Origin of the sequence: Paraflavitalea speifideaquila, assembly GCF_032395985.1 — a bacterium.
GTDB classification, from domain to species: domain Bacteria; phylum Bacteroidota; class Bacteroidia; order Chitinophagales; family Chitinophagaceae; genus Paraflavitalea; species Paraflavitalea speifideaquila.
On the sequence record NZ_CP135920.1, the window covers coordinates 7997504 to 8023560 of the forward strand.

30 protein-coding genes, 1 tRNA gene and 1 pseudogene are annotated in these 26057 nt (G+C 43.6%); 27 read left to right on the top strand and 5 right to left on the bottom strand.

Annotated features, from left to right (window positions below; translation table 11 throughout):
- Positions 1 to 74: 74 nt before the first annotated feature.
- Positions 75 to 659 (bottom strand): tetratricopeptide repeat protein, encoded by a 585-nt coding sequence (locus RS881_RS54840; protein ID WP_315818511.1) that lies wholly within the window; start codon positions 657 to 659, stop codon positions 75 to 77.
- A gap of 91 nt (positions 660 to 750) precedes the next feature.
- Positions 751 to 1185: a DUF2911 domain-containing protein gene (locus tag RS881_RS54845; protein WP_315818512.1), complete on the bottom strand. Its 435-nt coding sequence runs from the start codon at positions 1183 to 1185 to the stop codon at positions 751 to 753.
- 833 nt (positions 1186 to 2018) lie between these two features.
- Between RS881_RS54845 and RS881_RS54850 the strand changes: the two genes are divergently transcribed.
- The 16 genes and pseudogenes from RS881_RS54850 to RS881_RS54925 all read left to right on the top strand — a co-directional run bounded on the left by RS881_RS54850 (position 2019) and on the right by RS881_RS54925 (position 17069).
- Entirely contained in the window at positions 2019 to 2276 is a 258-nt protein-coding gene (locus RS881_RS54850) for a histidine kinase (protein WP_315818513.1), read from the top strand.
- A 91-nt stretch (positions 2277 to 2367) separates the two neighbouring features.
- The gene (locus tag RS881_RS54855) at positions 2368 to 2541 is read left to right on the top strand and encodes a hypothetical protein (protein WP_315818514.1); all 174 of its coding nucleotides are present in this window, start codon (positions 2368 to 2370) and stop codon (positions 2539 to 2541) included.
- Entirely contained in the window at positions 2534 to 3226 is a 693-nt protein-coding gene (locus tag RS881_RS54860) for a LytR/AlgR family response regulator transcription factor (RefSeq protein ID WP_315818515.1), read from the top strand. The genes RS881_RS54855 and RS881_RS54860 overlap by 8 nt, the downstream gene beginning before the upstream one ends.
- A 914-nt stretch (positions 3227 to 4140) precedes the next feature.
- A complete protein-coding gene (locus RS881_RS54865) occupies positions 4141 to 5187 on the top strand; it encodes an efflux RND transporter periplasmic adaptor subunit (RefSeq protein ID WP_315818516.1) in 1047 nt (348 codons plus the stop codon).
- Between the two features lie 26 nt (positions 5188 to 5213).
- A pseudogene (locus RS881_RS54870) lies at positions 5214 to 8379 on the top strand (efflux RND transporter permease subunit).
- Positions 8372 to 9757 carry a TolC family protein gene (locus tag RS881_RS54875; protein WP_315824932.1) on the top strand — a complete coding sequence of 462 codons (1386 nt, stop codon included), beginning with the start codon at positions 8372 to 8374 and terminating at the stop codon, positions 9755 to 9757. The pseudogene RS881_RS54870 and the gene RS881_RS54875 overlap by 8 nt, the downstream one beginning before the upstream one ends.
- A 418-nt stretch (positions 9758 to 10175) precedes the next feature.
- Positions 10176 to 10346 carry a hypothetical protein gene (locus RS881_RS54880; RefSeq protein ID WP_315818517.1) on the top strand — a complete coding sequence of 57 codons (171 nt, stop codon included), beginning with the start codon at positions 10176 to 10178 and terminating at the stop codon, positions 10344 to 10346.
- Entirely contained in the window at positions 10327 to 10602 is a 276-nt protein-coding gene (locus tag RS881_RS54885) for a hypothetical protein (RefSeq protein WP_315818518.1), read from the top strand. Before RS881_RS54880 ends, RS881_RS54885 begins: the two co-directional genes overlap by 20 nt.
- Before the next feature lie 178 nt (positions 10603 to 10780).
- Positions 10781 to 12148 carry an ABC transporter permease gene (locus RS881_RS54890; protein WP_315818519.1) on the top strand — a complete coding sequence of 456 codons (1368 nt, stop codon included), beginning with the start codon at positions 10781 to 10783 and terminating at the stop codon, positions 12146 to 12148.
- A gap of 213 nt (positions 12149 to 12361) precedes the next feature.
- On the top strand, positions 12362 to 12556 hold the full coding sequence (locus RS881_RS54895; RefSeq protein ID WP_315818520.1) for an ABC transporter permease: 195 nt from the start codon (positions 12362 to 12364) through the stop codon (positions 12554 to 12556).
- An 8-nt stretch (positions 12557 to 12564) separates the two neighbouring features.
- Positions 12565 to 13095: an ABC transporter permease gene (locus tag RS881_RS54900; protein ID WP_315818521.1), complete on the top strand. Its 531-nt coding sequence runs from the start codon at positions 12565 to 12567 to the stop codon at positions 13093 to 13095.
- A 343-nt stretch (positions 13096 to 13438) separates the two neighbouring features.
- The gene (locus RS881_RS54905; protein ID WP_315818522.1) at positions 13439 to 13705 is read left to right on the top strand and encodes a hypothetical protein; all 267 of its coding nucleotides are present in this window, start codon (positions 13439 to 13441) and stop codon (positions 13703 to 13705) included.
- Positions 13696 to 14547, top strand: a complete 852-nt coding sequence (locus tag RS881_RS54910; RefSeq protein ID WP_315818523.1) for a glycoside hydrolase family 18 protein — start codon at positions 13696 to 13698, stop codon at positions 14545 to 14547. Before RS881_RS54905 ends, RS881_RS54910 begins: the two co-directional genes overlap by 10 nt.
- 66 nt (positions 14548 to 14613) lie before the next feature.
- Positions 14614 to 15564 carry an early set domain-containing protein gene (locus tag RS881_RS54915; protein WP_315818524.1) on the top strand — a complete coding sequence of 317 codons (951 nt, stop codon included), beginning with the start codon at positions 14614 to 14616 and terminating at the stop codon, positions 15562 to 15564.
- A 58-nt stretch (positions 15565 to 15622) separates the two neighbouring features.
- A complete protein-coding gene (locus RS881_RS54920; RefSeq protein ID WP_315818525.1) occupies positions 15623 to 16447 on the top strand; it encodes a glycoside hydrolase family 9 protein in 825 nt (274 codons plus the stop codon).
- Between the two features lie 61 nt (positions 16448 to 16508).
- A complete protein-coding gene (locus RS881_RS54925) occupies positions 16509 to 17069 on the top strand; it encodes a glycoside hydrolase family 9 protein (RefSeq protein WP_315818526.1) in 561 nt (186 codons plus the stop codon).
- 10 nt (positions 17070 to 17079) lie between these two features.
- Here the strand turns inward: RS881_RS54925 and RS881_RS54930 are convergent, their stop codons facing one another.
- Entirely contained in the window at positions 17080 to 18009 is a 930-nt protein-coding gene (locus RS881_RS54930) for an alpha/beta fold hydrolase (RefSeq protein WP_315818527.1), read from the bottom strand.
- Between the two features lie 937 nt (positions 18010 to 18946).
- Between RS881_RS54930 and RS881_RS54935 the strand changes: the two genes are divergently transcribed.
- From RS881_RS54935 to RS881_RS54945, 3 genes are all read left to right on the top strand, one after another.
- On the top strand, positions 18947 to 19117 hold the full coding sequence (locus RS881_RS54935) for a hypothetical protein (protein ID WP_315818528.1): 171 nt from the start codon (positions 18947 to 18949) through the stop codon (positions 19115 to 19117).
- Entirely contained in the window at positions 19111 to 19383 is a 273-nt protein-coding gene (locus RS881_RS54940) for a hypothetical protein (RefSeq protein WP_315818529.1), read from the top strand. Before RS881_RS54935 ends, RS881_RS54940 begins: the two co-directional genes overlap by 7 nt.
- Positions 19384 to 19767: 384 nt before the next feature.
- Positions 19768 to 20064 carry a hypothetical protein gene (locus tag RS881_RS54945; RefSeq protein ID WP_315818530.1) on the top strand — a complete coding sequence of 99 codons (297 nt, stop codon included), beginning with the start codon at positions 19768 to 19770 and terminating at the stop codon, positions 20062 to 20064.
- A 721-nt stretch (positions 20065 to 20785) separates the two neighbouring features.
- On the opposite strand, the gene RS881_RS54950 is transcribed toward RS881_RS54945, so the two are convergent.
- Positions 20786 to 21370: a hypothetical protein gene (locus RS881_RS54950; RefSeq protein ID WP_315818531.1), complete on the bottom strand. Its 585-nt coding sequence runs from the start codon at positions 21368 to 21370 to the stop codon at positions 20786 to 20788.
- A gap of 479 nt (positions 21371 to 21849) precedes the next feature.
- Here RS881_RS54950 and RS881_RS54955 point away from each other — a divergent pair, with 479 nt between their 5' ends.
- The 5 genes from RS881_RS54955 (at position 21850) to RS881_RS62720 (ending at position 25006) form a co-directional block, all read left to right on the top strand.
- Positions 21850 to 22362, top strand: coding sequence for an ATP-binding protein (locus RS881_RS54955; RefSeq protein WP_315818532.1), 513 nt, complete (start codon positions 21850 to 21852; stop codon positions 22360 to 22362).
- A 251-nt stretch (positions 22363 to 22613) separates the two neighbouring features.
- A complete protein-coding gene (locus RS881_RS54960) occupies positions 22614 to 22949 on the top strand; it encodes an SRPBCC family protein (protein WP_425476411.1) in 336 nt (111 codons plus the stop codon).
- Positions 22950 to 23016: 67 nt separating this feature from the next.
- A complete protein-coding gene (locus tag RS881_RS54965; protein ID WP_315818534.1) occupies positions 23017 to 23526 on the top strand; it encodes a hypothetical protein in 510 nt (169 codons plus the stop codon).
- Between the two features lie 335 nt (positions 23527 to 23861).
- Positions 23862 to 24638, top strand: a complete 777-nt coding sequence (locus RS881_RS54970) for an ATP-binding protein (RefSeq protein ID WP_315818535.1) — start codon at positions 23862 to 23864, stop codon at positions 24636 to 24638.
- Positions 24639 to 24745: 107 nt separating this feature from the next.
- The gene (locus RS881_RS62720; protein ID WP_527250367.1) at positions 24746 to 25006 is read left to right on the top strand and encodes a DUF4143 domain-containing protein; all 261 of its coding nucleotides are present in this window, start codon (positions 24746 to 24748) and stop codon (positions 25004 to 25006) included.
- An 83-nt stretch (positions 25007 to 25089) separates the two neighbouring features.
- On the opposite strand, the gene RS881_RS54980 is transcribed toward RS881_RS62720, so the two are convergent.
- A tRNA-Arg gene (locus tag RS881_RS54980) sits at positions 25090 to 25161 on the bottom strand.
- A gap of 232 nt (positions 25162 to 25393) precedes the next feature.
- Here RS881_RS54980 and RS881_RS54985 point away from each other — a divergent pair.
- From RS881_RS54985 to RS881_RS54995, 3 genes are read left to right on the top strand one after another with little or no spacing between them, the layout of a single operon-like run.
- Positions 25394 to 25588: a hypothetical protein gene (locus RS881_RS54985; protein ID WP_315818537.1), complete on the top strand. Its 195-nt coding sequence runs from the start codon at positions 25394 to 25396 to the stop codon at positions 25586 to 25588.
- Positions 25575 to 25883: a hypothetical protein gene (locus tag RS881_RS54990; protein WP_315818538.1), complete on the top strand. Its 309-nt coding sequence runs from the start codon at positions 25575 to 25577 to the stop codon at positions 25881 to 25883. Before RS881_RS54985 ends, RS881_RS54990 begins: the two co-directional genes overlap by 14 nt.
- Before the next feature lie 31 nt (positions 25884 to 25914).
- On the top strand, positions 25915 to 26046 hold the full coding sequence (locus RS881_RS54995) for a hypothetical protein (RefSeq protein ID WP_315818539.1): 132 nt from the start codon (positions 25915 to 25917) through the stop codon (positions 26044 to 26046).
- Positions 26047 to 26057 lie beyond the last annotated feature (11 nt).

Here is a 26057-nt window from a genome sequence, read left to right on the forward strand (position 1 = left end):
GATGTTGATTAAAGCGGATGTTTTTAACAGGCACCTCATAGCCAAAGTTTTCCAGTATAGGTCAGCCGAAATATTTATTGATTAATATCTTTTCCTGCTTTGAGTTTCTCTACGTTGGCATTGATAGCCGCCTTCATCTGCGGAGCCGGCGCCTGCTGCAAGGCCTTATTGGCAAATTCAAGGGCTTTTGTATAATCCCCTTTGGCCGAGTAAGCATACGCCAACCCATTGTTGACGGCAAACACATCACCAAACTTAGCTTGGGCTGCCACCATTATTTCCATACCCCTATCCTTACGCTTTTGTGCCAACAGCTGCCTGCCATACGCTGTAAACTGGTTGGCACTGGCCAGCTTCACGGCCTCATTCATCACCGAATCGGCCTGGGAAAGGCGGTTCAGTTTTTCATACCCCATGGCCAGGTTACTTAGTCCTACATATTGGCGCAGGCCAAATGGCCAACCGGTGACAACCCGCCGCGCCCAGCCAACAGCTTCTTCCAGGTTAATATTCTTGTTAAAGCAATACCGTGAAGCCTGGATCAGGTTATCAGTTAGAAAACCCTTGGCCCCTATTACCTGTTCACGAACCCTGTTCACCACAATATTGTAAACATCCACTTCTACCTTGATGGGCACCGATAGCTTTTCCCATTGCATGGCAATTGTGCAGCTTTTTCATTGTGCTCAATAAACTCATACTTCAGCCATTCTATCCCTTTGTCCAGCACCACTGGTTTTACTTTTATCCTCAAAACATCATCCGCTTCCCTATAAAAAAAAAAGTGCCCCAGGCTTCCGTTTCCTTAGAAAACACCAACGTCACACTATCTGTACCCATGGCCATAAAAAGAGCATAAGCGCCGGCTTGCAGGTCCCTGCCCTCTACCTTAACATCATTTTCAAAGGTAATTACCGTTGCTTCATTGGCGCCGGCCCTCCAGGGACTACTATTCTTGTTGGCCGTGAAATTGAGTGTGGCAAATCCATAGGGCACAATTCCTCCCCAGATCTTTCCTTCCCGGCCCTTTACCCCGGGCCTGGAATACCGAATGGAGATATTGGTAATACCTACTTCTTCAGCTATATAGGCCCTGATATTGCCCCCTTCAGGAGGCAAATCCATTTGGGCCCTGCCAACCATTGCAGTTAACAGCATAATGATGGATGGAATAAGCATTTTCATAATGAAGTGAGTTTGGGTTTAATATTTCTGTTTTAAGATTTAATTGACTAATTTTTACTACCGCAAATCCGGTACGCTTATGTAAGATTATTCAATTCAGGAAAGCAACTGAAAGGGGTGTCAACAAACAACGGAAGTTGGTAAACCAAAAACACAAATACATCATCATCACTATTAGCCGACGTGATACCTACCAGGTCGCCCAATTTTCATTGACCTATTCAGGCATTTTATTTACCTAAAAGTCAATTCTATAGACGCATAGAACAAAATGGGTAACAATTGGCAGAAATTTATTCCACAAAGCGCAAGATGAAAATAACGCTCCCCAAAAATCAGGTTATATTTTATTTATGGGTAGGGCTTACCTATTTACTACTATGGAATTTGGGCAACCTGATCAATTATCCGGATACCTTTTGGGTGAGGTCGATCAATGAAATTTGGCGTACCGCATTCATTACAGTGGTCAATTTCATACTATTTGAATACACCCTACCTTATATCAACCTAAGCTGGAAAAAGAATACTCATAGGGCTGGCACTTATTTGGGCACATTTGATGGTGTACTCCTTTGGCTTACATGCCTGGCGATATATTGGCATACAGCTACATATTTATACCCCGCTGCGCACCTTCGGCTCTATGGAAAGCCGGGTTTCTTTTCAAATGTCATACAGTGTCATTTCCATTCTATTCTTTGGGGTTATCAGGCATATTTATAACTACCTGAAATTAAAACAAGCAGCCCAGCAGCTGCGCATAGAAAAACAAGAGGCCGAATTGAACTACCTTAAATCTCAAACAAACCCCCATTTTTTTATTCAACACCTTGAATAATATTTACTCATTGGCAAGAGACAAGTCCAACCTGGCTCCCGAATCCATTTTGCGCCTGTCGAAAATATTACGGTACATGTTGTATGAAACCAGTGGTGGTTATGTTGCCATAGAACAGGAGCTGAAGGTGATCAATGATTATATCGCCCTTGAACAACTTCGTTATGATGAATCTTTACACATCAACTTCCACCATGATATTGAAGATCTGAAACAGGCATTGCCACCCTTGCTGCTGATCCCCTGGTAGAAAATGCCTTCAAACACGGTGTTTCCGAAACCCGTGATCACCCTTTATCGATATTCATCTGTCCGTCAATAAGCGGCAATTACTGTTTGTTGTGAAAAACTCCACCGACGGGTCTCCGGCAGAACCGCCCGTAAAGGAAAATATCGGCCTTTCCAATTTGCGGCGACAGCTGGAATTGCTGTATAAAGAATATGACTTAACAGCCCAATACCAGGAAGCTGTATTTATTGCTACACTGAAAATTAACCTTGCAAGCCATGCCTAACCTCAAATGCATTATTATAGAAGATGAGCCCCTGGCCGTTAAGGTCCTGGTGGATTATATATCCCAGGTACCCTTTCTCGAATTGCAAGGAACTTTCAAAGATGCAATCCTGGCCACCGACTACTTGCGGCAAAACAATACCGACCTCATCTTCTTAGACATTCACCTGCCCAAACTGAAAGGCATGGCCTTTATTAAAACCCTTACACACCCGCCCGCCATCATCATTACTACAGCCTATCACCAATACGCTGTAGAAGGATTTGATCTGAATGTAGCGGACTACCTGCTAAAGCCCTTTGACTTCGAACGCTTTTTAGTAGCTGTATCTAAGGTTAAAACACCACCAACGCCTCAACAGGTACCCAAAGAAAGGGAGGAAGTAAAAGACTATTTATTCCTGAACGTCCAGAAGAAGAAAGTAAAGATCTTATTTGCTGAAATTGTTTATGTAGAAAGTCAACGGGAATACATCAAGATCATTACCACAAAAAGGGAATATATTTCAAAGATGAGCACCCATGAAATTGAAGCCATTTTACCCGGGCAGTTCTTTAAAAGGATACACCGGTCGTTTATCGTTTCAATCAGCAAAATTGAGTCCTACACCGCCGAAGCCGTGGAAGTAAATGGCGTATCCATCCCCATTGGCCGGGGTTACAAGGAGATCCTGGATAACCTGTAGCCATTAGTTCCATAACCTGCTTTTACCAAGGTCCATGCATAACATAAATTTAACAATATTGTTATTTATGTTGCCTCCTCAGTCTCCTGACTGCTGGTAAACCTTTCATGTATCTGCAATAGTCTTCCATCATACTATACTAATTTGTTGTAAAAGTTAATACGCAAAATATCTTGCGCTCATTAACTACTCCTTAACCAGGTATTAACGATTAGATAAATAGATCGATACCGAATAAAATCAGAAAAGTTCGGAGTTTTGCCTCCTAATATTTTTGTATACAAGCTTTATCATTTTTCGACGCCCAATGAGAGGAGTGTTATTTTTCGTATGCCTGTGTTTCCTTCTTTTGAGGGGAAGCGACTATTTATATACAGGCGTGCACCTCAACCCTCCCTTTTCCCAGCCTGCCGGGCATGTTGAAAAAGAACACCGCCAACCTTACCCATAAAAGCCAGCAATCCCCCTGTACAAGGCAGCCTGTGAAAATAAAGAAGGGTTATGCCTTATTTGTGAGGAAGCTGAAGAAGAGGATGACGACAACAACAATACATCCGCCCGGAAAAACAAGTCATTGACAAAGGGCGGGGTAAACTATACTCACCCATACATAAGCAATTATCTCAATACCTGCGCTAAAGGCTCATTGTCCTTCAGCAATCACCTATCTTATAAATACATTACCCAACGAGCCTTGAGGATCTGATCACCCATACCCATGGTTTAGTTGCCCGGATCATATCCCACTATACCGGCTACCGTATTATAAATAATAACCATCCCGGGTACACCATTTAAATCCCGGTCAGCGATCCCATTTTGAAATTTCCAGCAATCGAGTCACCCTTGCATTTAACCGCATAATTTCCGTTACAGTCATGAAAAGGATAGTCATTTTTACATGCTTGTTGGGCATGATATACCAAACAAGCTGTACCACTAAAGCAGCTGAAAAAGTAGAGGAAAACAAATACCTTATTACCAGCCCCGTAAGAGTTGATACTTCTTTTACCAAAGAATATGTTTCACAGATACGTTCTGTACGCAACATCGAGATCAGGGCGCAGGAAAAAGGCTTCCTGCAAAATATTTATGTTGACGAAGGGCAGTTTGTAAAAGCCGGCCAGCTCTTGTTCAAGATCATGCCCAAACTATATGAGGCCGAATTACTGAAAGCTGAGGCCGAGGCCAAAGCTGCAGAAATTGAGTTGCAGAATGCAAAAACCCTGGCCGACAAAAACATTGTGTCCAAAAATGAGCAAGCCATGGCCCAGGCTAAGCTTGATCAGGCAAGAGCACAAATAGCCCTCGCCAAACTTCATTTATCATTTACCGAGATCAGGGCTCCTTTTGATGGAACCATCGACCGCATCCCCAAAAAGTTAGGTAGCCTTATTGATGAAGGTGAGTTAATGACCACCTTGTCAGACAACAGTGAAATGTTTGCCTATTTCAATGTGGGTGAACCTGAATACCTCGAATATCAAACCAATGCCAAAATACGCGGCAGCAATAAGGTAAACCTCCTGTTGGCCAATAACAGTGTGTTGCCTTATAAAGGAATTGTAGAGCTCATTGAAGGTGAGTTTAACAATGAAACCGGCAATATTGCCTTTAGGGCCAGGTTCCCCAATCCTGAAAAGCTTTTAAGGAATGGTGAAACTGGTAAGATCATGATGACCATGCCACTTAAAAATGCCATGGTCATACCCCAGAAAGCAACCTATGAGATCCAGGATAAGATCTACGTTTTTGTAGTAGACAAAAACAATGTCTTAAAGTCAAGGAACATTACCATCGCTGGCCAAATACCCGACCTGTATGTAATTAACAGTGGCCTTGCAGATAATGAAAGGATACTGCTGGAAGGTGTTCAGAAAGTAAAAGATGATGAAAAGATCAATTTTGAATACCAAAAACCGGAAGAAATCATTTCCCACCTGCGATTAAAAGCCGAATAGTAGATCAATCCAAATAGCATAGCTCAATGTTTAATAAATTTATACAGAGACCGGTTCTGTCAATAGTCATTTCTCTTATCATCGTATTCATGGGGATCATTGCCATTACCGGTTTACCCGTAACCCAATTCCCCTCTATCTCGCCGCCCAAAGTGAATGTGGTGGCTGATTATCCCGGTGCGAACGGTGAATTAATGATCAAATCGGTGATCATCCCACTGGAAAGAGCCATCAACGGTATACCCGGTATGAAATACATGGCATCTGATGCCGGTAATGATGGAGAAGCTACCATTCAGGTAGTATTCAACCTGGGCACCGACCCCAACGTAGCCTCACTCAACGTACAAAACAGGGTAGCATCTGTGGTGAATAAGTTGCCCCCGCTGGTTGTACGGGAAGGTGTGAAGATCACCCGCGAGGAGTCGAACATGCTCATGTACATCAACCTGTACAGCGATGACCCGCATGCCGATCAGAAATTCCTGTTCAACTTTGCCGATATCAACGTATTGTCGGAGCTGAAGCGGGTGGATGGTGTTGGTTATGCCGATATCCTGGGTAACCGTGAATATGCCATGCGTATCTGGCTAAAGCCCGACCGTATGCTGGCCTATAAGATATCTGCCGAAGATGTAATGAAATCACTGAGTGACCAAAGCCTGGAAGCCTCTCCCGGAAAGACCGGCGAGAGCTCCGGTAAAAGATCCCAGTCATTTGAATATGTGTTGAAGTATTCAGGCAGGTTCACCACCAAAGAGCAATATGAAAATGTAGTAGTACGCTCAAGCCCCAACGGAGAGTTGCTACGCCTGCGTGATGTAGCCGATGTGGAATTTGGCAGCTCTATGTATGATATCTATTCAACACTTGATGGGAAGCCCTCCGCCGCCATTGTGTTGAAACAATCTTATGGTAGCAATGCCAGTCAAACCATTGCAAATGTAAAGGCGAAAATGAAGGAAATTCAGGCCAACTCATTCCCCAAAGGAATGGAATATGAGATCAGCTATGACGTTTCCAAGTTCCTCGACGCCTCCATTGAAAAAGTGATCCATACCCTGGTAGAAGCCTTTATCCTGGTGGGCCTGGTAGTATTCATATTCCTGGGCGATTGGCGCTCCACCCTCATCCCCGCCATGGCCGTACCCGTATCATTGATCGGCACCTTCATGTTCATGCAGTACTTTGGCATTACCCTCAACCTGATCACCCTGTTCGCCCTGGTATTGGCCATTGGGATCGTAGTGGATGACGCCATTGTAGTAATTGAAGCGGTGCACGCTAAAATGCAGGAAGAGGGGCTATCTGCCTTGAAGGCTACCAAAAAAGCCATGCACGAAATATCAGGCGCCATTATTGCCATCACGTTTTTGATGGCATCAGTATTCATCCCCGTAGCATTTATGTCGGGGCCCGTAGGTACCTTTTACCGGCAGTTCTCCATCACCATGGCTACTGCCATTATTCTGTCGGGAATTGTAGCCCTTACCCTCACACCCGCCCTTTGTGCCATGATCCTGAAAAATACCCATGGCAAACACAAGAAGAAATCCATTCTCGATAAATTCCTTGACGGGTTCAACAACTTATTCAACCGCACTACCGGTAAGTATGAAAAAGTATTGACCAAAGTAGTTACCCGTCGTGCACTTACTTTCCTGGTGTTGATCGCCTTCTGTTTGGGCACCTGGTTCCTCAACGGCAAAGTGCCCGCGGGCTTTATCCCCAATGAAGACCAGGGTATGTTCTATGCCATTATTCAAACACCTCCGGGATCTTCACTCGAAAGGACCAATGAAATAGCGGAACGGTTACAGAAGATATCTGAAGAGGTGGAAGGCGTACAATCCGTTTCCTCCCTGGCAGGTTATGAGATCCTTACAGAAGGTACCGGCTCCAACTCGGGTACCTGTCTGGTAAACCTGAAAGATTGGAAAGACCGAAAGCATTCGGTACAGGAGATCATTGAAGAACTGGAGGAAAAGTGTAAGGACATTACGGGTGCCAATATTGAATTCTTCCTGCCGCCCGCTGTACCGGGTTATGGTGCGGCCGGTGGTTTTGAATTGCGCCTGTTGGATAAAGCAGGATCAGGCGACTACAAAAAGATGGAAGCAGTAAACAATGATTTTGTAAAGGAGCTGAAGAAACGTCCTGAACTATCTTCCATCTTCAGCTTTTACAGCGCCAGTTTCCCCAGTATATGTTGAAAGTGGACAATGATATTGCCCAGCAAAAAGGGGTATCCATCGACAATGCCATGAATACATTGTCTACATTGGTGGGAAGTAACTACGAGATCAGCTTTATCAATTTCGGCCGTCAGTACAAGGTCATCGTGCAAGCAGGCGCCCAATACCGGGCCTTGCCTGATGATATCTTGAAATTGTATGTCAAAAATGAGAAGGAGGAGATGGTACCTTTTTCCGCTTTCATGAAAATGGAAAAGGTATATGGCCTTTCGGAGATCACACGGCATAATATGTACAATGCTGCCGAGATCAGTGGCTCCGCAGCACCAGGATACAGCAGTGGTGAAGCCATTAAAGTGATCAATGAAGTAGCCCAAAAACACTTCCCAGGGGATTTGGGATCGACTGGGCCGGTATATCTAAAGATGAAGTAGCTCAGGGCAATCAGGCCATCTATATCTTCCTGATATGTTTAGGCTTCGTGTACCTCATCCTGGCTGCGCAATATGAAAGTTTTATCCTGCCTATGGCGGTGATCCTTTCCTTGCCGGCAGGTATATTCGGCGCATTCCTGCTGCTGCAAATAATGGGATTGGAAAATAATATTTATGCACAGATTGCGATGGTGATGCTAATCGGTTTACTGGGTAAAAATGCGGTACTGATCGTAGAGTTTGCCGTTCAGAAACACCGTTCAGGCGCCACTGTATTGCAGGCCGCCATGGAAGGTTCGCGGGTAAGGTTCCGGCCCATCCTGATGACCTCTTTTGCCTTCATTGCCGGATTGATCCCATTGGTGTTTGCCAACGGTCCGGGCAAGATTGGTAACAGAACCATTGGTACAGCAGCTGCCGGAGGTATGTTGTTTGGTACCATTTTCGGTGTGCTCGTCATACCGGGGTTGTATTACATATTCGGCAAGATTGCAGAAAGACGCATGCTTGTTAAAGAAGAAGAAGAGAATCCTTTAACCGAAGAAATTGATCACAATGTTTAAATTCAGGATACATCATGGCATTAGTGTGCTGGGCATTTGCCTGGCCATTGCCAGCTGCAAGGCGCCGGCCATCACGGCAAGGTCGGAAAACAAGTCGGTGCCGGACACGTACGACAATAAGCAGGACACTACCAATATGGCAGCTATCCAATGGAGAAACCTGTTTACAGATAAGGACCTGGTAAACCTGATCGATACAGCGTTGAAAAACAACCAGGAGTTGTTGATCACACTACAGGAAGTTGATATCGCCCGAAACGATATCCGGCTAAGGCAAGCACCTTTATTACCAACCGTAGGAGCAAAAGCAGGCATTGGTGTTGAAAAAGTGGGAAGGTATACCAGCCAGGGAGCCGGCGATGCTACTACCGAGATCAAGCCAGGTAAGGAGATGCCCGATCCCCTGATGGATTTCACCGTAGCCGCTTATGCGAATTGGGAAGTAGATATCTGGAAAAAACTACGCAACGCCAAGCAGGCGGCAGTGACCAGGTATTTATCAACGGTGGAAGGCAAGAATTTTGTATTGACCAACCTGATTGCCGAGGTAGCCAATTCATATTATGAATTACTGGCCCTGGATAATCAGTTGAAGATCGTTATGCAAAATATCGATCTGCAAAAGAATGCCCTGGAGATCATAAAAGTGCAGAAAGAAGCAGCCAGGGCTACCGAGCTGGCCGTTCAGAAGTTTCAGGCTGAAGTATTAAAATCGCAAAGCCTGGAATTTGACATTCTCCAAAAGATCAAGGAAACAGAGAATAGGATCAACTTCTTGTTGGCCCGGTATCCACAACCCATACCGCGGGATACCAATAATTTGTTGAACCTGTTACCAGCAGTTGTCAATACCGGTATTCCTTCTCAACTGCTGGCCAATCGTCCCGATATCAGGCAGGCTGAACTGGAATTGGTAGCGGCCAAGCTGGATGTAAAAGTTGCCCGTGCCGAGTTTTACCCTTCTTTTGGGATCTCTGCCGCCATCGGGTTCCAGGCTTTCAAGCCATCCTACCTGATCAAGTTCCCAGAATCCTTGCTGTACTCATTGGCGGGCGATCTGGCGGGACCGCTCATCAACCGCAATGCGATCAAAGCCGAGTTTTACAATGCCAACGCACGGCAACTGCAGGCCATCTATAATTATGAACGCACCATTTTAAATGCCTGCCTCGAAGTGTCTACACAGTTGTCCAATATTAGCAATCTTGGAAAAAGCTATGAATTAAAATCAAAGCAGGTAGATGCCCTCACCAGGTCAATTGATATTTCCAATGACTTGTTCAAATCGGCCCGGGCCGATTATTTGGAAGTGCTGATGACCCAGCGGGATGCCCTCGAATCAAAGCTTGAACTGATCGAAACCAAAAGGAACAACTAAATGCAGTAGTACGCATTTACAGGAACCTGGGCGGTGGCTGGCAGTAAAACGGCATGTCGATATTTTATAAAAAAGCCGGCGAATGATCGCCGGCTTTTTTATTGTTTGAGATAAAGCAGGATTAAGCCACTCAGTGGGCTTGGGGTGTATTACGGCTTGCCTATCGTCAATACCAGGTTTTAGTCTATATCACTCATTTGAGCGAGGTGGTAATTGCAGCACATTCTTTAATTTGGGGTGGCGCCAAAAATCGCCCAAGGCACCAGAAACCATCCTACAACTGCCTTCTTTGCCCAGCTATATGCTATACAATTACAGCAGTGAGGAAGTATGCCTTGTGAGTTTCCAGGTAAATAAAGCAGGAACCAAATGTACCAGCTTATGACCTTCTATCACCCTTAACACAAAAAATACCGGCATGAAACTGCGTTGCCTGTTAGTTGATGATCAACCGACGGCATTGAAAGTATTGACCAGGTATATTACCGACATTGACGGACTGGAAATAGCCGGTCAATGCAGCAATGCCATGGAAGCTCTCGGCGTATTGCACCAAAAAAAGGGTGGACGTGATCTTCCTGGATATTAGCTACCTGGATCCGTTTATGTTATTTATGGCCATAAATATGGTTATGGGTATTCCTTTCCTTAAATTAGATTCCACAATCACCCCTACTATGCAAAAAGACCTGCTTATCATCGGTTGCAATGGTTATGTGTCGGCCATCCAGACCAGGGATGGGGAAGAACTCTGGCGTACTAAACTACGCGATGGTGTATTTGGCGGCTCGCGCGGCTGTGATGTCAGTGTTTTGATCGATGGCGACCAGATCTTTGCCGGGTGATCTGGACGGATCTACTCCCTTAAAACCTCCAATGGAGAAATAATCTGGTCAAACGACTTAAAAGGGTTAGGATTTAATGAGGTAGCGCTGGCAAGGCAAGGAACCAGTACACAGTTCATTACAAGAGTAGAGCAAACAGCAGCGAACAGCAGTAGCAGCAATTCCTAATACTATATATATGCTTAACCACTACTTTACAATCGCCCTACGGTACATCGCAAAACATAAACTGTTTTCGCTGATCAATATTTTGTGCATTGCAGTGGGCATAACTTTTTCGCTGTTGATTGGTATTTATATCCTGGATCAAAAAAGTGTAAACCACGATCTCAAAAATATTGATCAACAATACGTAATTAAAAGCAAGTGGAAAGCGAAAGATATGGGCCTGCCCATAACGACGATCGGCCCATTGGCCAGTACCTTGAAAGAGGAATATCCCAACCTGGTAGCCAATTACTTCCGTTATAATCCGGTTACCAATGTGGTTTCGGCAGGTGATAAGCATTTTAAAGAAAATATAACCATTTGCGATACCAGCCTGGTATCCATGTATGGCTTTAACTTGTTGCATGGCGATAAGAACAAGGCATTTAGCAACAAAAACTCGGCTGTTATTACAGAGGCTATGGCTCTAAAGCTTTTTGGCACTACCAATGCTACCAACAAAACCATTACTATTTCAACCATAGGATCGGGTAAGCAGGATTTCTTAGTTTCAGCCATACTAAAACAGTTCCCCTTCAATTCTGTCAACAACCTGTTTGATACCGACGGCTACAATGTTTTCCTGCCTTTTGAAGGCAATCAATACTATCCCGGCGGTGGTGCCGGCGATAAAGACTGGAACCAGATCTATATGGTAAGTATGGTTGAGTTAAAACCAGGTGTTTCGCTCAATGAAGTCAAACAAGCTGCGAATAAGCTACTGGCACTGAACCTACCCAATAACCTGAAGGGATTATTGGATCCTGAATTTACTCCTTTAAAAGACTATTACCTGAAAGATAATAATGGCGCGGTGCAGAAGATGATCAATATGCTGTCGCTGGTTGCATTTTTCATTTTACTGATGGCCATTATTAATTTTATTAACATTAATATCGGCACCTCGTCTTACCGGTTGAAGGAAATAGGATTGCGCAAAGTATTTGGCAGTGCAAAAAAACAACTGGTATTACAACATGTAACCGAGTCGCTGGTACTGGCCTGTATCGCCGGGCTGATATCAATTGGCTTCTATGAATTATTGCGTCCCTATTTTAATCAGATGCTGCATGCATCGCTGGCTTCTTTCTTTCGGCTGGATTACAGCAAATGGTTGCTTTTGTTGTTGTTAATTGTTGCTGTAGGAAGCCTGGCGGGCATATACCCGGCATTTGTACTGAGCTCTGCAAATATTATCCATTCAGTCAAAGGAAAGATCAATACCGCAAAGGGTGGCCTGACTTTGCGAAAGACCTTAGTGGTTATTCAGTTTAGTTTGGCTATTATCATTTTTATTGGCGCCTTAAATGTTTCCAGGCAGGTAGCTTTACTTCTTTAGCAAAGACATTGGGTATAATAAAGATCGGCTGATTGTACTCACTGCATTTCCGAAGCAATGGGATTCTGCAGGTGTGATACGTATGGCGGCCATCAGAAACGAGATGGAATCAGTTCCTGGCATCCGTAGCGCATCACTTTCTTTGAGGTACCAGATCGTGTGCCGCCCAATAACCTGGATCTGTTGCCGCAGGGGTCTGATCAAAAAACTGTTGTGCACGCTATTGTTGCCGATGAAAATTTTGCCCATACGTTTGGCTTACAGGTAAGGCAGGGTAATTTCTTCACAGATTATCGTGGCTCATCCGCTCAAAATCAACTGGTGCTGAATGAAACGGCAGCCCGGATACTGGGTATTACAACCATCAATCAAACGGTTCGCATGCCCGGGGAGACGTCTTTACCATAGCTGGCATTGTGAATGACTTTAACTACTCTTCTTTTCAGGAAAGTATCGGTCCACTGGTTTTTATTCACATGCGCGACTTTCCACAGTACCGTTATATGACTTTTAAGATCAGCAACGGAAATACCGGCCAAACAATAGCAGCCCTTAAAGAAAAGTGGAAAGCCCTGTCACCGAATGCTCCTTTTGAATATAAATTCATGGATGATCGTTTTGGCGCCTTGTATCAGTCGGAGATTCAATTGAAAAAAGCCACCCACCTGGCAACGGCACTTACACTTGTAATTGTATTCATGGGCATATTTGGCATTTTGGCCTTCACACTGGCCCGCCGGAATAAAGAAATTGCCGTACGGAAAGTATTGGGAGCTGATGCAAAGAATATCATCATGCTTTTTCTTAAGGATTATGCCCTGCTGATTGTTGTTGCCAGCATTATTGCCTGGCCATTGGCATATTGGGCCACCAACCAATGGCTGCAAAACTATACCTACCGTATACAGCAGAACCTGGTGCCATACTTAACAGTCTTGGGTTTTTAGTAGTAACCACTTCCCTGTTTATCACCATACAATGTTATAAAGTGTCCCGCGCCAATCCTATAAAGAGCTTAAGATCAGAATGAGGTAGTAACATTGGTAATTTATTGCACGCTATCACATTTTGATCGTTTTCAGTTTAATTTTTACCTATATTTATCAATGTGGGGAATACACCGGCATTCTATCCATTATAGAAGCTATTCTGTGTATGATGCTTTGTACTCATTAAGGATCATAGTTCATATCGCTTAAAATCTCTCTCTGACGAAACGCTAAGAGTTACCGCCCTGCCGGTAGCAAAGGGTCATTTTTACCCCAATAAGACCGAAAACAGATCGCCATTATGAAATATAGACAGCTATTATTTCCCGTTACGGCAATAGCCGTGTTGATGATAACAAGCCTTGCTCAGGCACTATCTCAAAACCGTTCAAAACCCGTCATAATTGGTTATGTTGGCGGATACAATGGAACAGTGGTACAAACCGACCAGGTAGATGCTGCTCGCCTGTCGCATATCAACTATGCCTTTGTAGATGTCAGGGACAATAGGGCCTGGCTGCACAATGAAAAACAGATACCGTCAATTTCAGGAACCTGGTGGCCCTGAAACGAATCAATCCCGATTTAAAGATCCTGATCTCCGTAGGCGGCTGGACCTGGAGTAAAAACTTTTCCGATGCTGTATTGACGGATACCTCCACCCTAAACTTTACGCAAAGTACTGTGGACATCGTATCCAAATACCAACTGGACGGCGTGGATATTGATTGGGAATATCCGGGGATGCTTGGTGATAACAACAAGTACCGCCCGGAAGACAGGCAGGGTTATACCAATTTATTTAAGGCCCTGCGCGAACGTCTTGACGTACTGGGTAAACAAACGGGTAAGTACTACCTGGTAACGACTGCGATTGGTGGCTCCCGTGAATTTCTGCAACATACCCAGATGGAGGAGGCACAAAAGTATCTCGATTATATCAACCTGATGAGTTATGACTTTGACGGCACCTACGACAATATGTCCTCCCATCACTCCAATTTGATGTCGCCGGCCAATATGCCCTATATCTATTCAGCTGATGTTTGTATTCAGAATTTGAAGCGTGTAGGAGTTGATCTGAAAAAAGTGGTAATGGGAATAGGGTTTTATGGCAAAGGAAGGGTGGTTGCCAGCACAGACAATAACGGCTTGTATCAAATTCCTGTACGATCGGCCCGTGGCGGAGGGTATACCTACCTGAAGGACAGCCTGGTCAATCAAAAGGGTTATGTGCGATATTGGGATGCTCCTTCTAAAGCCCCTTACCTGTTTAATGCCGAGAAGAAAATATTTATCGGCTACGATGATGAAGAATCAGTGAAGGCAAAATGCGATTACATTAAAAGCACAAACTGGCCGGTGCTATGTTCTGGGAGTATTTCAGCGACCGGAAACTGTATCTATTGACTGTACTGAATAAAGAACTTGGCTATAAATAACCACCCTTTACGCTTGCTATTAAACTACCATTCTATGCATTTAAAAGAAATTAAGAAGATCCTGGTTTTGGTATTACTGACTGCTTGTCCGGGTTTGTTGTTTGCTCAATTTGACGAGCAATTAATGCGCGACATTCGTAATACCGGTTATATACACAGCCCATTGCCGCTGGATTACAGTAAATCGTTTGAATTATTTGGGTTAACCAAAAAAGTATTGGCATCCGATCTATTGTGTGATATGGAAACATTGGATAAATGGTCGCACAAAGGATTTGGCGGCGTGTACCTTACCAATGAAAGAAGCAAGTCGGGTAAAAACAGTTTGCGTCTGGTTGGGCAAACCACCAATCCCACCTTTCTCAACTGGGGTATTGGTCTTGGTACTTCCCAGGCCAGCTACGAGGTAGGTGGCGCCAATTGGGAAAAATACAATCGCATTCACTTTTATATCTATCCCCATTGCGAAGGCGCCCGTAGCATTTACCTCAATTTGTACCTTGAAAATGAAGGAAAAATCAGGGTTCCTGATAGATACGAGCGCGAAGGCATTCATGAGATCAACTTGATCAATGGGCAATGGAATGAATGTTTTGTGGAGATGCCGGAGTTGCCACGCGATAAAGTAACCAAACTATCTTTTGCTATTGAAATATTCGGCAAAGAACGTACCATGGGTGATTCCCTCAAGTTTGATATTGATGCAGTGTCGCTCCAAACAATCGAAAACCCTGAAGTAGTAAGCGGGTGGGTACCGGCGCAAAACCGCATCATCCATTCTACTACCGGCTATGGCGTTGAAAGCAAAAAAACGGCCATTGTACGGGTGAAGAACAACAAAGGCAGTTTTCAGTTGATCGAAATAAAAGGTAACAAGGTGGCGTATGAGGGGAAGATCAACACACAAAAACACCCATTGGCAGTTTTGAGACCATTGATTTCAGCCAATTCAAAAGGAAGGGCAGTATACCATTCGCGTTGGTGAAGTTGTTAGCAAACCCTTTTACATCAACCAAGATATTTGGGTTAATTCGGCCTGGCGTATGCTGAACTATATTTTCTGCGAACGTTGCGGTTATCCCATTCCCGGCAAACATGGGGCCTGCCACAGTGATCTGAATACCACCTTTGAGGGCAAGATTTTTCCTTTCAATGGCGGCTGGCACGATGCTGCCGATATGTCGCAGCAAGTACTGCAATCAGGTGAAATCATTTATGGCTTGCTGGAGATGGCCAACCGGGCTAAGACAAAAGGCAATAGCCCATTATCCATCAGGCTACAGGAAGAAGCGGAATGGGGTATAGATTGCATATTGAAAGCCCGTCTAGGCAATGGCTACCGGGCGCAAACCTGGGGTACTAATTTATGGACGGATGGCTTCATTGGCACCAAAGATGATTCTTCCAGGCGCCGGCAGGTACGTGTACACAACCGGGCTTTTGAAAACTTTATGTTTGCCGGCATTGAGGCCTATGCCTCCATGAGCCTTGACAATGACCCGATGCTAAAAGAATTTCTGCGCAAGGTGGCCATTGAAGACTATGCCTTTGCAAAGAAGCGTTTCGACAGCCTGGGCTTTAATGACCTGAGCAGTATTGGCGGCGGCGGCGACCATGCAGCCATGGCTTCCAGCAGCCAGTATTCGGCAAACATTTCTTTTGCAGCCAGCTTGCTGTATAAATTAACACACGAAAAGTCTTATGCAGATGAAGCCGCGAAAGCCATTCAATATACCTTGCAATGCCAACGCACAGAGCCACTGAATGACAAGAATAAACTACATGGCTTTTTTATCGTGACCTCAATAAGAAATCCATTGTGCATTATACCCACCAGTCGCGCGACCAGGCCTATATGCAGGCATTAACAGCCCTTTGCGAAACACAGCCGAAAAACCCTGATTATAAAAATGGGAAGCCGCCATCAGGATGTATGGCGATTATCTTAAAACCATTATGCAATATGTGCAACCCTATGGGTTGGTGCCCAGCGGTGTGTATCATGTGGATGAAGTAAAAGACTCGGTTAACTTTTATAAAATACAGGTAGGTATTTACAAAGGGGCTGCCGATGATTATAAAGAGCAGTTAGAGAATGGCTTTAAATTGGATGAGGAGCATTACCTGCGCGTTTTCCCGGTTTGGTTTTCTTTTAAGGGAAACGCTGCGGTACAACTGTCCACGGGCAAGGCGGCGGCCCTGGCTGGCAGGTTTTTGCACGATAAAAAGCTGTTGGATATTGCGGAGCAGCAACTGTTTTGGATTGTAGGTAAAAACCCGTTCGGACAATCTATTGTTTGGGGAGAAGGAAGCAATTATCCTCAATTGTATACTGCCTTGCCTGGCGAAACCGTGGGCGGTATTCCTGTGGGTATGCAATCGAGATTTAATGAAGACACACCCTACTGGCCACAGTTCAACACCGCCACGTATAAAGAATTGTGGATTGGTCCGGCGGCCAGGTGGTTTTCGCTGATTGCGGAGTTTTGATCGCGCCAACCTACAGCCTCGTTTTTGCTGTAATGGAATCCATGATCATTTGAATAGCGCTGACAATAATTTCAGGATTGTCTTTCTGAACCATATGACTACTCTTTGGATCCAGGATGAATTTGGAATTGCTTGACAGAGCCGTAAGGTCTTGCACCTGCTTGTCGCGCTCGGCTCTTAATTCTTTCCATTGTTCATCTGGTGTTCCGGGAGGTGGGTTTCTTATACCTGCTCCAATAATAATCACCGGACGATCCTTTAATTGATTGGGCGTTTTCATACCTGACAAGTAGATATACTGGAACTCTTCGGCCATATAATCGGCAGTAGAATCATAACCAGGGCTTATCGTTTTTTTCAATTGTGGTTTCGGTACCGGTTTCCCAGCCGCTTTCTCACGCAGGCGCACCCATCCACCATATTTCATACTTCCAAACATACCACTTTCATGTGCCGGATCTACCAGTAGCACTCCTACAATGTTTTTTCCGTACTGCTCAGTATAGAGCCGGACCAATAATCCTCCGAGCGATTGCCCTACCAGTATCACAGGGCCCTTGATCTTCAGTGTTTTTATCAAGGCATGTAATTCAAATACTTCCTGCGCCATGGTGCGGGGCAGTGGCCCCCGCTCACTTTTTCCAAAGCCTGCTCTATCATAAGCAATAGCTCTGGTATCCGGGGGCAGTATGGCCAATACCTTCTCCCAGTCCTTTGAATTACCACCACCTCCAGCCTCGAAGACTACGGTAAACTTTGCCTCTTTTTTACCTCTTTCGGTGATAAACAACTTGTGATGCCCAATGTCGATAAGCTGTTGATGTAGTGTATCTGAAAACTTGGTGGTAGTATGGGAATACCCTTTTATGGTGTATAAAAGAGAAAGCCAACAAACAGGAAACCAATTTTTGCTTTCTGTAGCATATGGTTCATAACTCAAGGTTTAGAGTATGAAAGGTACCCCCTTCTATCAGATAAACGGAAAAGCTACTGTATACAGCCTTTTTCGGTATTAAAGTTTTCGTGATCGCTGGTTTACTAACTGTTGTAAGGCAATCCTGTTTCCTTCACAATCTTCAAATCTCATCACATCGAAACAGGTAAATCCGTTTCTGGTTTTTATATATGGCTCTGCTCCTTTACTGATTAAGTACCTGATTGTTTTTTTTATTATTAGCCAATTGGTTCATGTTTTCGTCTGAAATTAGATCAAGCCTTTGCCTCATTGGTACCTTGATGATTCCGCACCTCCTTCTCTTTGGGTCCTCATTGCTTCCTCGGGGCCCGAGGCTCCATTGAGGAGGATCCGAGGGAGCAAAGAGGAGGCAATGAGGAGAATCCGAGGAGAATAGGGGCAAATCCGAGGAGGCAAAGAGAAGAAAAAGTGAAGTTTGTGTTGTTCGTCCCTGAATCTGCGCTATTCGGCCCAGGTTTTAGAGGAGACCGTCCCAAATTGCCGGTGTTTTCGAGAAGAAAATGCTGTTCGTCCCAAGACATTAGGCGTTCGTCCCAAGTTTCCGGGAAGGCCGACTCATTTTTGAAAAGCAGGAGCCAAAGCTGCTGTAGATTTGTATTGATCATTGCCAAAGGAGATTTCGCTTGGGATAACAGGAGGATCGAACCTGTTAACCCCTCCCAGGTAACGACCGATTAAAACCTTGAAACCTTAAACCTCACCATGATAGATTGTAAAAATTATGGATTCGCACAGTTTTAGCGTCTTTCATACGTTACATCCTCCGTTCATACAACTGCTTAGTAAATGCGAAATATGCTTTTCATACTATTAGTGCTTATTCTCTTGTTGGGATGGGGCTGTCATGCTCCTGGCATGCGGAATACAAAGCCATTAATCCCCAAGTCCGCCACCAGTGAAAATGAAAAACAATGGGTTGATTGCGTTTGTAGGAGAAAAGATTGATGTTCAATATGTGCCGGATAAGCCTGGATCTATGGACGCTGGCTTCCGGGCAAAATACAAAGTGCTATTGCGCGTATATGGCAATTATCCCGAAGACCTGTTTGCCCTAAAAGGTTCGGGGTGCTAAAGGCCAGGGGATTGTTTGAAACGACACCGGAGCAGGAAGATATGCTAGTGCGGGACATTGAACCGGAAGAAGAAATAGCACCACCTGATGCAGATGACTTAAAATTCATGAAATTCTGGAAAAGTTTTGCGACTTCGGTAAAGAGCCAGGCCATAACCGGTTCGCACGTATTGCCCTCGACAGCTTATGGGTTTGTGACACTTTGCTTAGCGTCAGTACCTTTATGGATAAGTGTTTTAGGGAGATCATTGACAATGAACTCATGAAAAGAATGAATGAAAGTACCGGAGTTGAATATACCTGTTCGGTAGCAAATTTTTCAGTGCTGTCTTCCAATGTAAGAAATGAAATGGTGAAGGTTAAAAGGGAATATCAGTTTAGAAAGGCTTTGGTAACACGCAATACTGGGAATGATTCATCGCCTTTGATTCGCTTCAATTTTATTGAAACAAAAAAAGGGGTACAAGCTTTATCGAATAGATAATCATTGGCTTAAGAGCTGCTGTTTGTAGTGTTTTTAATATTTGCTAGTTCCAGGGGAGAAAGTTTGAGGTGAATTTTAGGGTCATTCTGCTCAAACCCATCCGTTCATCAATTGACAGCATGGTATAATACAGTTTTTACTACCTTGCTGGTCTAAATCAACCTATATGGACTTCCAACTCGTCACTGGTAGGCCAGACATAAGCGACCTCCTGGTTTTTACTACCACCTTCACACATAATAATGTGTTTTATAAAGCGGCTCTTGCTGAAACCATTTCATGGGATGGACGACTTACAGGAACTTACGATGTATTGCTGCAATCGGGCAGAGGCACGCAACGGCTTACCCTCATAAAAGAAAGGGAGCATTGGAGAGCGGGAGAAGAAGTTGAACAAATTGGGGTTATTCATCAAGAGTTAGTTGATCTGCTTGGTACCGTCATCACTGAAGTTCGTAAGTAAAGTATTTAACTACTTTATTTAAGTCACCTGGCTAGTCCTACACATCGGTAAACAGGTTTGCAAAGTCATAAAAAAATGGTTCGTGAGACACGAACCATTGGTTGATCCAAGATATAAGTTAAATATTAGTGGTACTTATTTAACGCGATAAGGTATGCTTCCATCGTCTTATAATAGTTCCATTTAGTTCAAACTGATGGTAGAATATATCTCCATCAAGATACACTTTTACGAAATATTGCCCATTGGGGATATTGGCAGGAACCTGGACGTTGGTTTCCCAAAGCACCGTACATGGCTCCCAAAGAAAAGTCTGACTATCTATTGAAAGGAATATTCGGTACCTGTACTCACCTCTTCGAGAATAATCCAGGAATACCCCTGGCAAAAACAAGCACCCCAAAAGTTACTGAAAATGAAGATGCATTTAAACCAGCAAACATGATTGGAGACTCATTCACACGGGCCCAACTTGGGCAAGAGTTATTTGCAGGGACACCTTGCGGATCAGGCCAACCCTGCCAATACGGATCCTCAGGAGCCGGCATAGGTGCCGTATGGTTATGGAATGTCGGAGGAACCATGTCGCAAACGTTTGTCTCATAACTAATGATAATATAATCACAGTTAACGCCATGACCATTTTCATCATAATCCTCACACCAGGCGTATCCCCTATAAACTGTTTCCCAGTTACAATAAATGTCATTCACCTTGGCTGTTATTGCCGGTGAATTGCCCTATTCGAAGCTCCTCCTTTGTCAGCAGCAGCTTTACCCATATTGAAGGATTGGGAAGATAAGAATTGTCCCTTCCAATTTCTATAACTTATATATCCACTGAACTCCTTATCTATTCGCTGATAATGATTATCATACAAATCTTTACGGCTATTGCTTAAATAGTGAGCGGATGGTATCACCGTAACAATTTTCTCATTAACCAGACCGCTCTTTTTATCCTTATAAACAACAAAACGGTCGAAAGAGCTTTTAAACAGCTGGTTAAGCGTAGCGTTTGGCATACCCGAGTTAGTACCGAGTACAACTTCACGGGTGGTGTAAGCAATAGGAGCTTCAACGAAAAACGATGTTTCGTTTTCCCCGATGTATGCATGTGAAAAATCTACCTGCTTAACATTTTTCTCGACCTTACCGGCTTTTTTAATAAGATCATAATTCCCATACTTACTTTCAAGACGTTGAAGATAAGATTTAGCATCTGCTACAGTTAGCTTGTTTGACAACTGCTCTGGCGTAGCAATACGTTCATCTTCTGTTTGTTTCTTTTGACAAGAAACAAACATCGCTGTAAAAATACGGCCATTAAGACAACGAAGCTTAAGCTTTTTTTCATAGTCGGTTTAAATTTTTAAGTTTAAAAATAGGTACTGGAACAGCATTTAAATTTGTTGTTTGAGGTATATGTTTAAAAATTGATCATTAGGAGATTCCTGGTATTTGCCTCCTATGAAGAGGCCATTTCTTCGATATTTTCCGTATTACTTATATTTTTGCAACTCTTATGAAGTTTAATGGAAATACAACTAATATAACGAGTGTTCGTTTAGGTAAGTCAGCGCACTACCTTTCCTACAAGATAATATATTCGTTTTTGATTGGCAACTGGCTTTTGATTTATTAATACATATGTTACCTCCCTGCAGAATCCTGCAAGCTGCGAGGTCCGGATCAGTGAGAAAGAGGTAAATACTCCCGACACCAGAAATAGCTAATAGGCGATTGTGTACATAAATAAGGATACTTATGCATAATTAATTGGATAATGAAGCGGATCTTACTAACGGGCATGTCGGGAACGGGTAAGTCAACGGTGATTGTCAAGCTTACTGCTCTTGGGTATAAGGCCATAGATTTGGATTGCGACGAATTCTCGGAATGGGTTGACGTTGATCCCGGAACAACCCCGCTCACGCCGGCACCTGGCAAAGATTGGTTGTGGCGCGTCGACCGGGTGCAGCAGCTCTTGCTAACAAAAGATAGCGATGTATTGATTGTGAGTGGCTGTGCAGAAAATATAGGACAGTTTCTGCCCCTATTTGATGAGGTAGTACTATTGAGTGCGCCGCCACCTGTTATTATAGAAAGGCTGGCAACCCGCACCAACAATCCATTCGGAAAACAGCATCAGGAGGTAGAACAAGTATTGGCCTTACAACAAACCATAGAACCGTTGTTAAGGATGTCGGCCAGCCATGAGATTGACACCAGTATCGGGATTGATGAGGTAGTAGGCTGTTTGAGTGCTATTATCCAGGCAAATACCAACAAACAATAAAATCAAATAATCATTGTAGGTAGTAGAAGTTCTGCCGGTAGGTGTCGTCCAGATAGTGATAATTCCGACTGATTTTAAAATACTTCAACGATATCTATTGACTTCAATTAAAAAGAATAGCGAGTGTAATGGAAAACATCAGATTTACTGAAAAAAGGAGATCAAATGCAGGCCAGCGTTTGCGTTTGATTATACACAGGATTATAATCAACGACTCACCTGGGACACTTTTCTAAAAAAAGGCCGAGCTGATTGAAGGGGCAACAACCGCAGGCATAGGAGTCAAGGCATATTGTGTGGCCAAAAACGGTCTTGGGATGGTAACAGAATATGTTTCATTCAACAGACCTAAAGCCACTGCCGTTAAAATGACGAAAGGGCCTTATATGTTCAAATCATTTGTAGGATCCTGGACCTTTAAAGAAATACAAGCAGACGTGACGGAAGTAATATTTCTATACTCCTTTCAACTCAGGTTTCCTTTCAACCTGGCAACACGGCTAATAAAAAGAAATTTGCAAAGCAACGTGAGACAAAGACTGGAAGACCTTAAAAGAAATATTGAGGGGAGCAACGCCACGCATTAAACATGGCCTTTCCTGGTGGATATAAAGTCGTTAGCCTTTAAACTAATTCCTTGAAATTCATGTGTTTTTGGGATTACTATTAATTCTAAGTAGTTTACAGAAAAATAACTCCTTTACCCCAGCTATATGTACCAACTTGTTCCGAAAAAAAAAGAAAAAGCATTTTCTTAAAAATCGTTATTTTTTAGTGGCCTGCGCATTCATAAAAGAAATAATAACGCTCAATTTTGGTCCAGCCCCTGTGAGCCAGCAATTACAAGACTTTGCGACGACTATAAATAAGCGTTGCCCAATGGTAATAGACAGTGCCACAACGCTCAATAATTGCACAGCTATTGCTGGTTTCAGACTTCATTTTAGCTATCAATTCAATACAGTTTCAAAAGAGGAAGTAGATACTGTTTCGTTAATGGTGAATTGCAGAAGAGAAATGATCAATAAGATAAACACGGATCCTTCATTGAGTGTATTCAAAAAGAAAAGCTGGCCGTTTCAGCGACTTATTATGATAAAGTCGGGAATTATATTTGTGGGGTTGCAGTATCCTCTATCGATTATCAAAATAATTAATGCTTAACTCATCAAATAGCACTCCCAGGTTTAAACATGAAATTAATCAAAAGCTAAGTTGGTAAAACAATACTGAATTGTTTATCTCTATAAACCATTTTGGTAACCCCTGTTTTTCCTACAATATCCCAATTATGCATTAGCGCAAATTCAATCGTCATCCTAACAAAAGCAGGGGGAGCGGCTAAGTGCTTCAGAATTAAGGCATCTGGGAGAAGTTTATGCAAATAAAAGGTTGATTATCAATTTAATAGTTGATAACTATAAAAAACGGTACGACCTCAATTCTTTCTTGACTCCATAACTATATGGCATTAAAATACCTAAATATTATATAATTTAGTGGCTAGATTACCTAAATATGATACAAAGGGTGCTCAAAAAACCATCCAAGACAGGCTATTCCGCGGAAAGGCCATTCTCCTCTTCGGCCCAAGGCAGGCCGGAAAATCAACGCTTGTTGAATCCTTGCTGACGGAGCATCCTGATTCGGTTCTGTACGTAAGCGGAGATGATGCTGATGTGCGGGATATCTTTTCAAATACCACAGCAACCAGGCTGAAAACAATTATAGGAGCTAAAAAGATACTGTTCATCGATGAAGCTCAACGTATCGTCAATATTGGCCTCACACTTAAACTGATTACTGATCAGATCAATGGTGTGCAGGTTATCGCCACAGGGTCCACTGCCTTTGAGTTATCCAGTAAAGTGAATGAACCACTCACAGGGCGTAAATACGAGTTCATGCTTTATCCTTTGTCTTTTGGCGAAATGGTGCAGCACCACGGTCTGCTGGAAGAAAAGCGACTGGTAGAACATCGGCTGATCTACGGTTACTATCCCGAAATTGTCACGAAGCCAGGAGAGGAAAAAGAGCTATTAAAACTATTAGCCAATAGCTACCTGTATAAAGACCTGCTAATGCTGGAGCAGATCAATAAACCCGCCCTACTTGAAAAGTTATTAAAAGCGCTCGCTTTACAACTCGGCAGCGAGGTGAGTTATAATGAACTTTCGCAAATAGTAGGGAGTGATAAGAAGACGATTGAAAAATACATTGATCTATTGGAAAAACGTTTGTATTGTTTCGTCTTCCTGCATATAGTGGTAACGTAAGAAACGAGATCAAAAAAGGGAAGAAGATTTACTTTTATGACTGCGGAATCCGTAACGCCATTGTCAATGACTTCAGGCCACTATTGTCCAGACCAGACACAGGAGCCTTGTGGGAAAACTTTGTCATTGCCGAGCGCATGAAATACCTGCGTTATCAGAACAGGGATGTGCAACAATATTTCTGGCGCACCACTCAACAACAGGAAATCGATCTGATCGAAGCAGAAGACCAACAGCTTTCGGCATTTGAAATAAAATGGAGTAGCAAGCAAAAGGCCCGGTTTCCTCAAACCTTTACTGAAAATTACCCCAATGCCGGCACGCAGGTAATTACTTCAGAAAACCTGGAAGAGTTTATTATACAATAACAATAAAACGCACTCTATAACGCCCTCTGAAAAATAACAATCCCCGCAAACATAGTGCTGGCGGGGATTCTGCAAAACGGGAGTGGTCCCGCCAAGAATCGAACTTGGATCTAGAGTTTAGGAAACTCCTATTCTATCCATTGAACTACGGGACCAGGAACTAAAAATGAAGGTTTTTATACCTCCTTTCTGATTTCCGGGCGCCAAAAATAAGAAAACAAAGCATTGTATTCGTTGCACGCCAGAAAAAGGACAAAATGCTCAAAAACAGGCAGTACGAGCACCGCTCACACCATTCCCACCCACCCGTCTGCCACATTTACAAATTTACTGGGCTGCACATGAATTCCACCTATCTTTGCTACCCCTAAAAAAAAAGGAACGTTTATGAAGTTTTATACCTGGCTTATCCGTTACCGCCTCTATCTGGGTCTGGGTTTGGTGGTATTGGGTATCGTGGCGAATATTTACAGCAGCTTCTGGCCTGCCTTTCCGCTTTATTTCATCGGACTGATCCTCATCGTCGGTCATTTTTTTCATTGGTCCCCTGCGACTTATCCAGGAGTACATGGAAAGTGGTGACCTGGAAGGCGCCGAAGGCGTACTCAACTCGGTTAAATTCCCCGGCCTCCTCTATAAGCCCATTCGCTCGGCCTATTATACTTTCAAAGGTCAACTGGCCATGATGAAACAAGACTTTGATGGCGCCGAAGTCAATATGAAAAAGGGCCTGTCAATGGGCTCTCCCATGAAGGAAGTAAAAGGAGCCAACCTGTTGCAATTGGGTATGATCGCCCTTCAAAAGGCAATTTCAAACAAGGGGAACAATACATCCGCCAGGCTATCCGCGAAGGATTGCCCGATAAAGAAAAAATGAAGCAGCCGCCTACCTGCAAATGTGTAATATCATGATGAACAAGAGAGAATTCAGGGCGGCCAAAGAGTTTTTCCGCAAAACCAAGGCACTGAAGCCTACCAGTCCCGAAATTGTAAAGCAGGTAAAGGAGATCGAAAAATACATCTCCCGTATCCCTGGGTAGGGGCCCAAAAT

What these genes read in the sequence shown, in the direction of transcription:
- RS881_RS54840 (WP_315818511.1), bottom strand. Translation starts at nt 659, where the DNA reads ATGCAATGGGAAAAGCTATCGGTGCCCATCAAGGTAGAAGTGGATGTT.
- RS881_RS54845 (WP_315818512.1), bottom strand. Translation starts at nt 1,185, where the DNA reads ATGAAAATGCTTATTCCATCCATCATTATGCTGTTAACTGCAATGGTT.
- RS881_RS54860 (WP_315818515.1), top strand. Translation starts at nt 2,534, where the DNA reads ATGCCTAACCTCAAATGCATTATTATAGAAGATGAGCCCCTGGCCGTT.
- RS881_RS54865 (WP_315818516.1), top strand. Translation starts at nt 4,141, where the DNA reads ATGATATACCAAACAAGCTGTACCACTAAAGCAGCTGAAAAAGTAGAG.
- RS881_RS54875 (WP_315824932.1), top strand. Translation starts at nt 8,372, where the DNA reads ATGTTTAAATTCAGGATACATCATGGCATTAGTGTGCTGGGCATTTGC.
- RS881_RS54880 (WP_315818517.1), top strand. Translation starts at nt 10,176, where the DNA reads ATGAAACTGCGTTGCCTGTTAGTTGATGATCAACCGACGGCATTGAAA.
- RS881_RS54890 (WP_315818519.1), top strand. Translation starts at nt 10,781, where the DNA reads ATGCTTAACCACTACTTTACAATCGCCCTACGGTACATCGCAAAACAT.
- RS881_RS54905 (WP_315818522.1), top strand. Translation starts at nt 13,439, where the DNA reads ATGAAATATAGACAGCTATTATTTCCCGTTACGGCAATAGCCGTGTTG.
- RS881_RS54915 (WP_315818524.1), top strand. Translation starts at nt 14,614, where the DNA reads ATGCATTTAAAAGAAATTAAGAAGATCCTGGTTTTGGTATTACTGACT.
- RS881_RS54920 (WP_315818525.1), top strand. Translation starts at nt 15,623, where the DNA reads ATGCTGAACTATATTTTCTGCGAACGTTGCGGTTATCCCATTCCCGGC.
- RS881_RS54925 (WP_315818526.1), top strand. Translation starts at nt 16,509, where the DNA reads ATGTATGGCGATTATCTTAAAACCATTATGCAATATGTGCAACCCTAT.
- RS881_RS54935 (WP_315818528.1), top strand. Translation starts at nt 18,947, where the DNA reads ATGAAAAACAATGGGTTGATTGCGTTTGTAGGAGAAAAGATTGATGTT.
- RS881_RS54945 (WP_315818530.1), top strand. Translation starts at nt 19,768, where the DNA reads ATGGACTTCCAACTCGTCACTGGTAGGCCAGACATAAGCGACCTCCTG.
- RS881_RS54950 (WP_315818531.1), bottom strand. Translation starts at nt 21,370, where the DNA reads ATGTTTGTTTCTTGTCAAAAGAAACAAACAGAAGATGAACGTATTGCT.
- RS881_RS54955 (WP_315818532.1), top strand. Translation starts at nt 21,850, where the DNA reads ATGAAGCGGATCTTACTAACGGGCATGTCGGGAACGGGTAAGTCAACG.
- RS881_RS54985 (WP_315818537.1), top strand. Translation starts at nt 25,394, where the DNA reads ATGAAGTTTTATACCTGGCTTATCCGTTACCGCCTCTATCTGGGTCTG.
- RS881_RS54990 (WP_315818538.1), top strand. Translation starts at nt 25,575, where the DNA reads ATGGAAAGTGGTGACCTGGAAGGCGCCGAAGGCGTACTCAACTCGGTT.
- RS881_RS54995 (WP_315818539.1), top strand. Translation starts at nt 25,915, where the DNA reads ATGATGAACAAGAGAGAATTCAGGGCGGCCAAAGAGTTTTTCCGCAAA.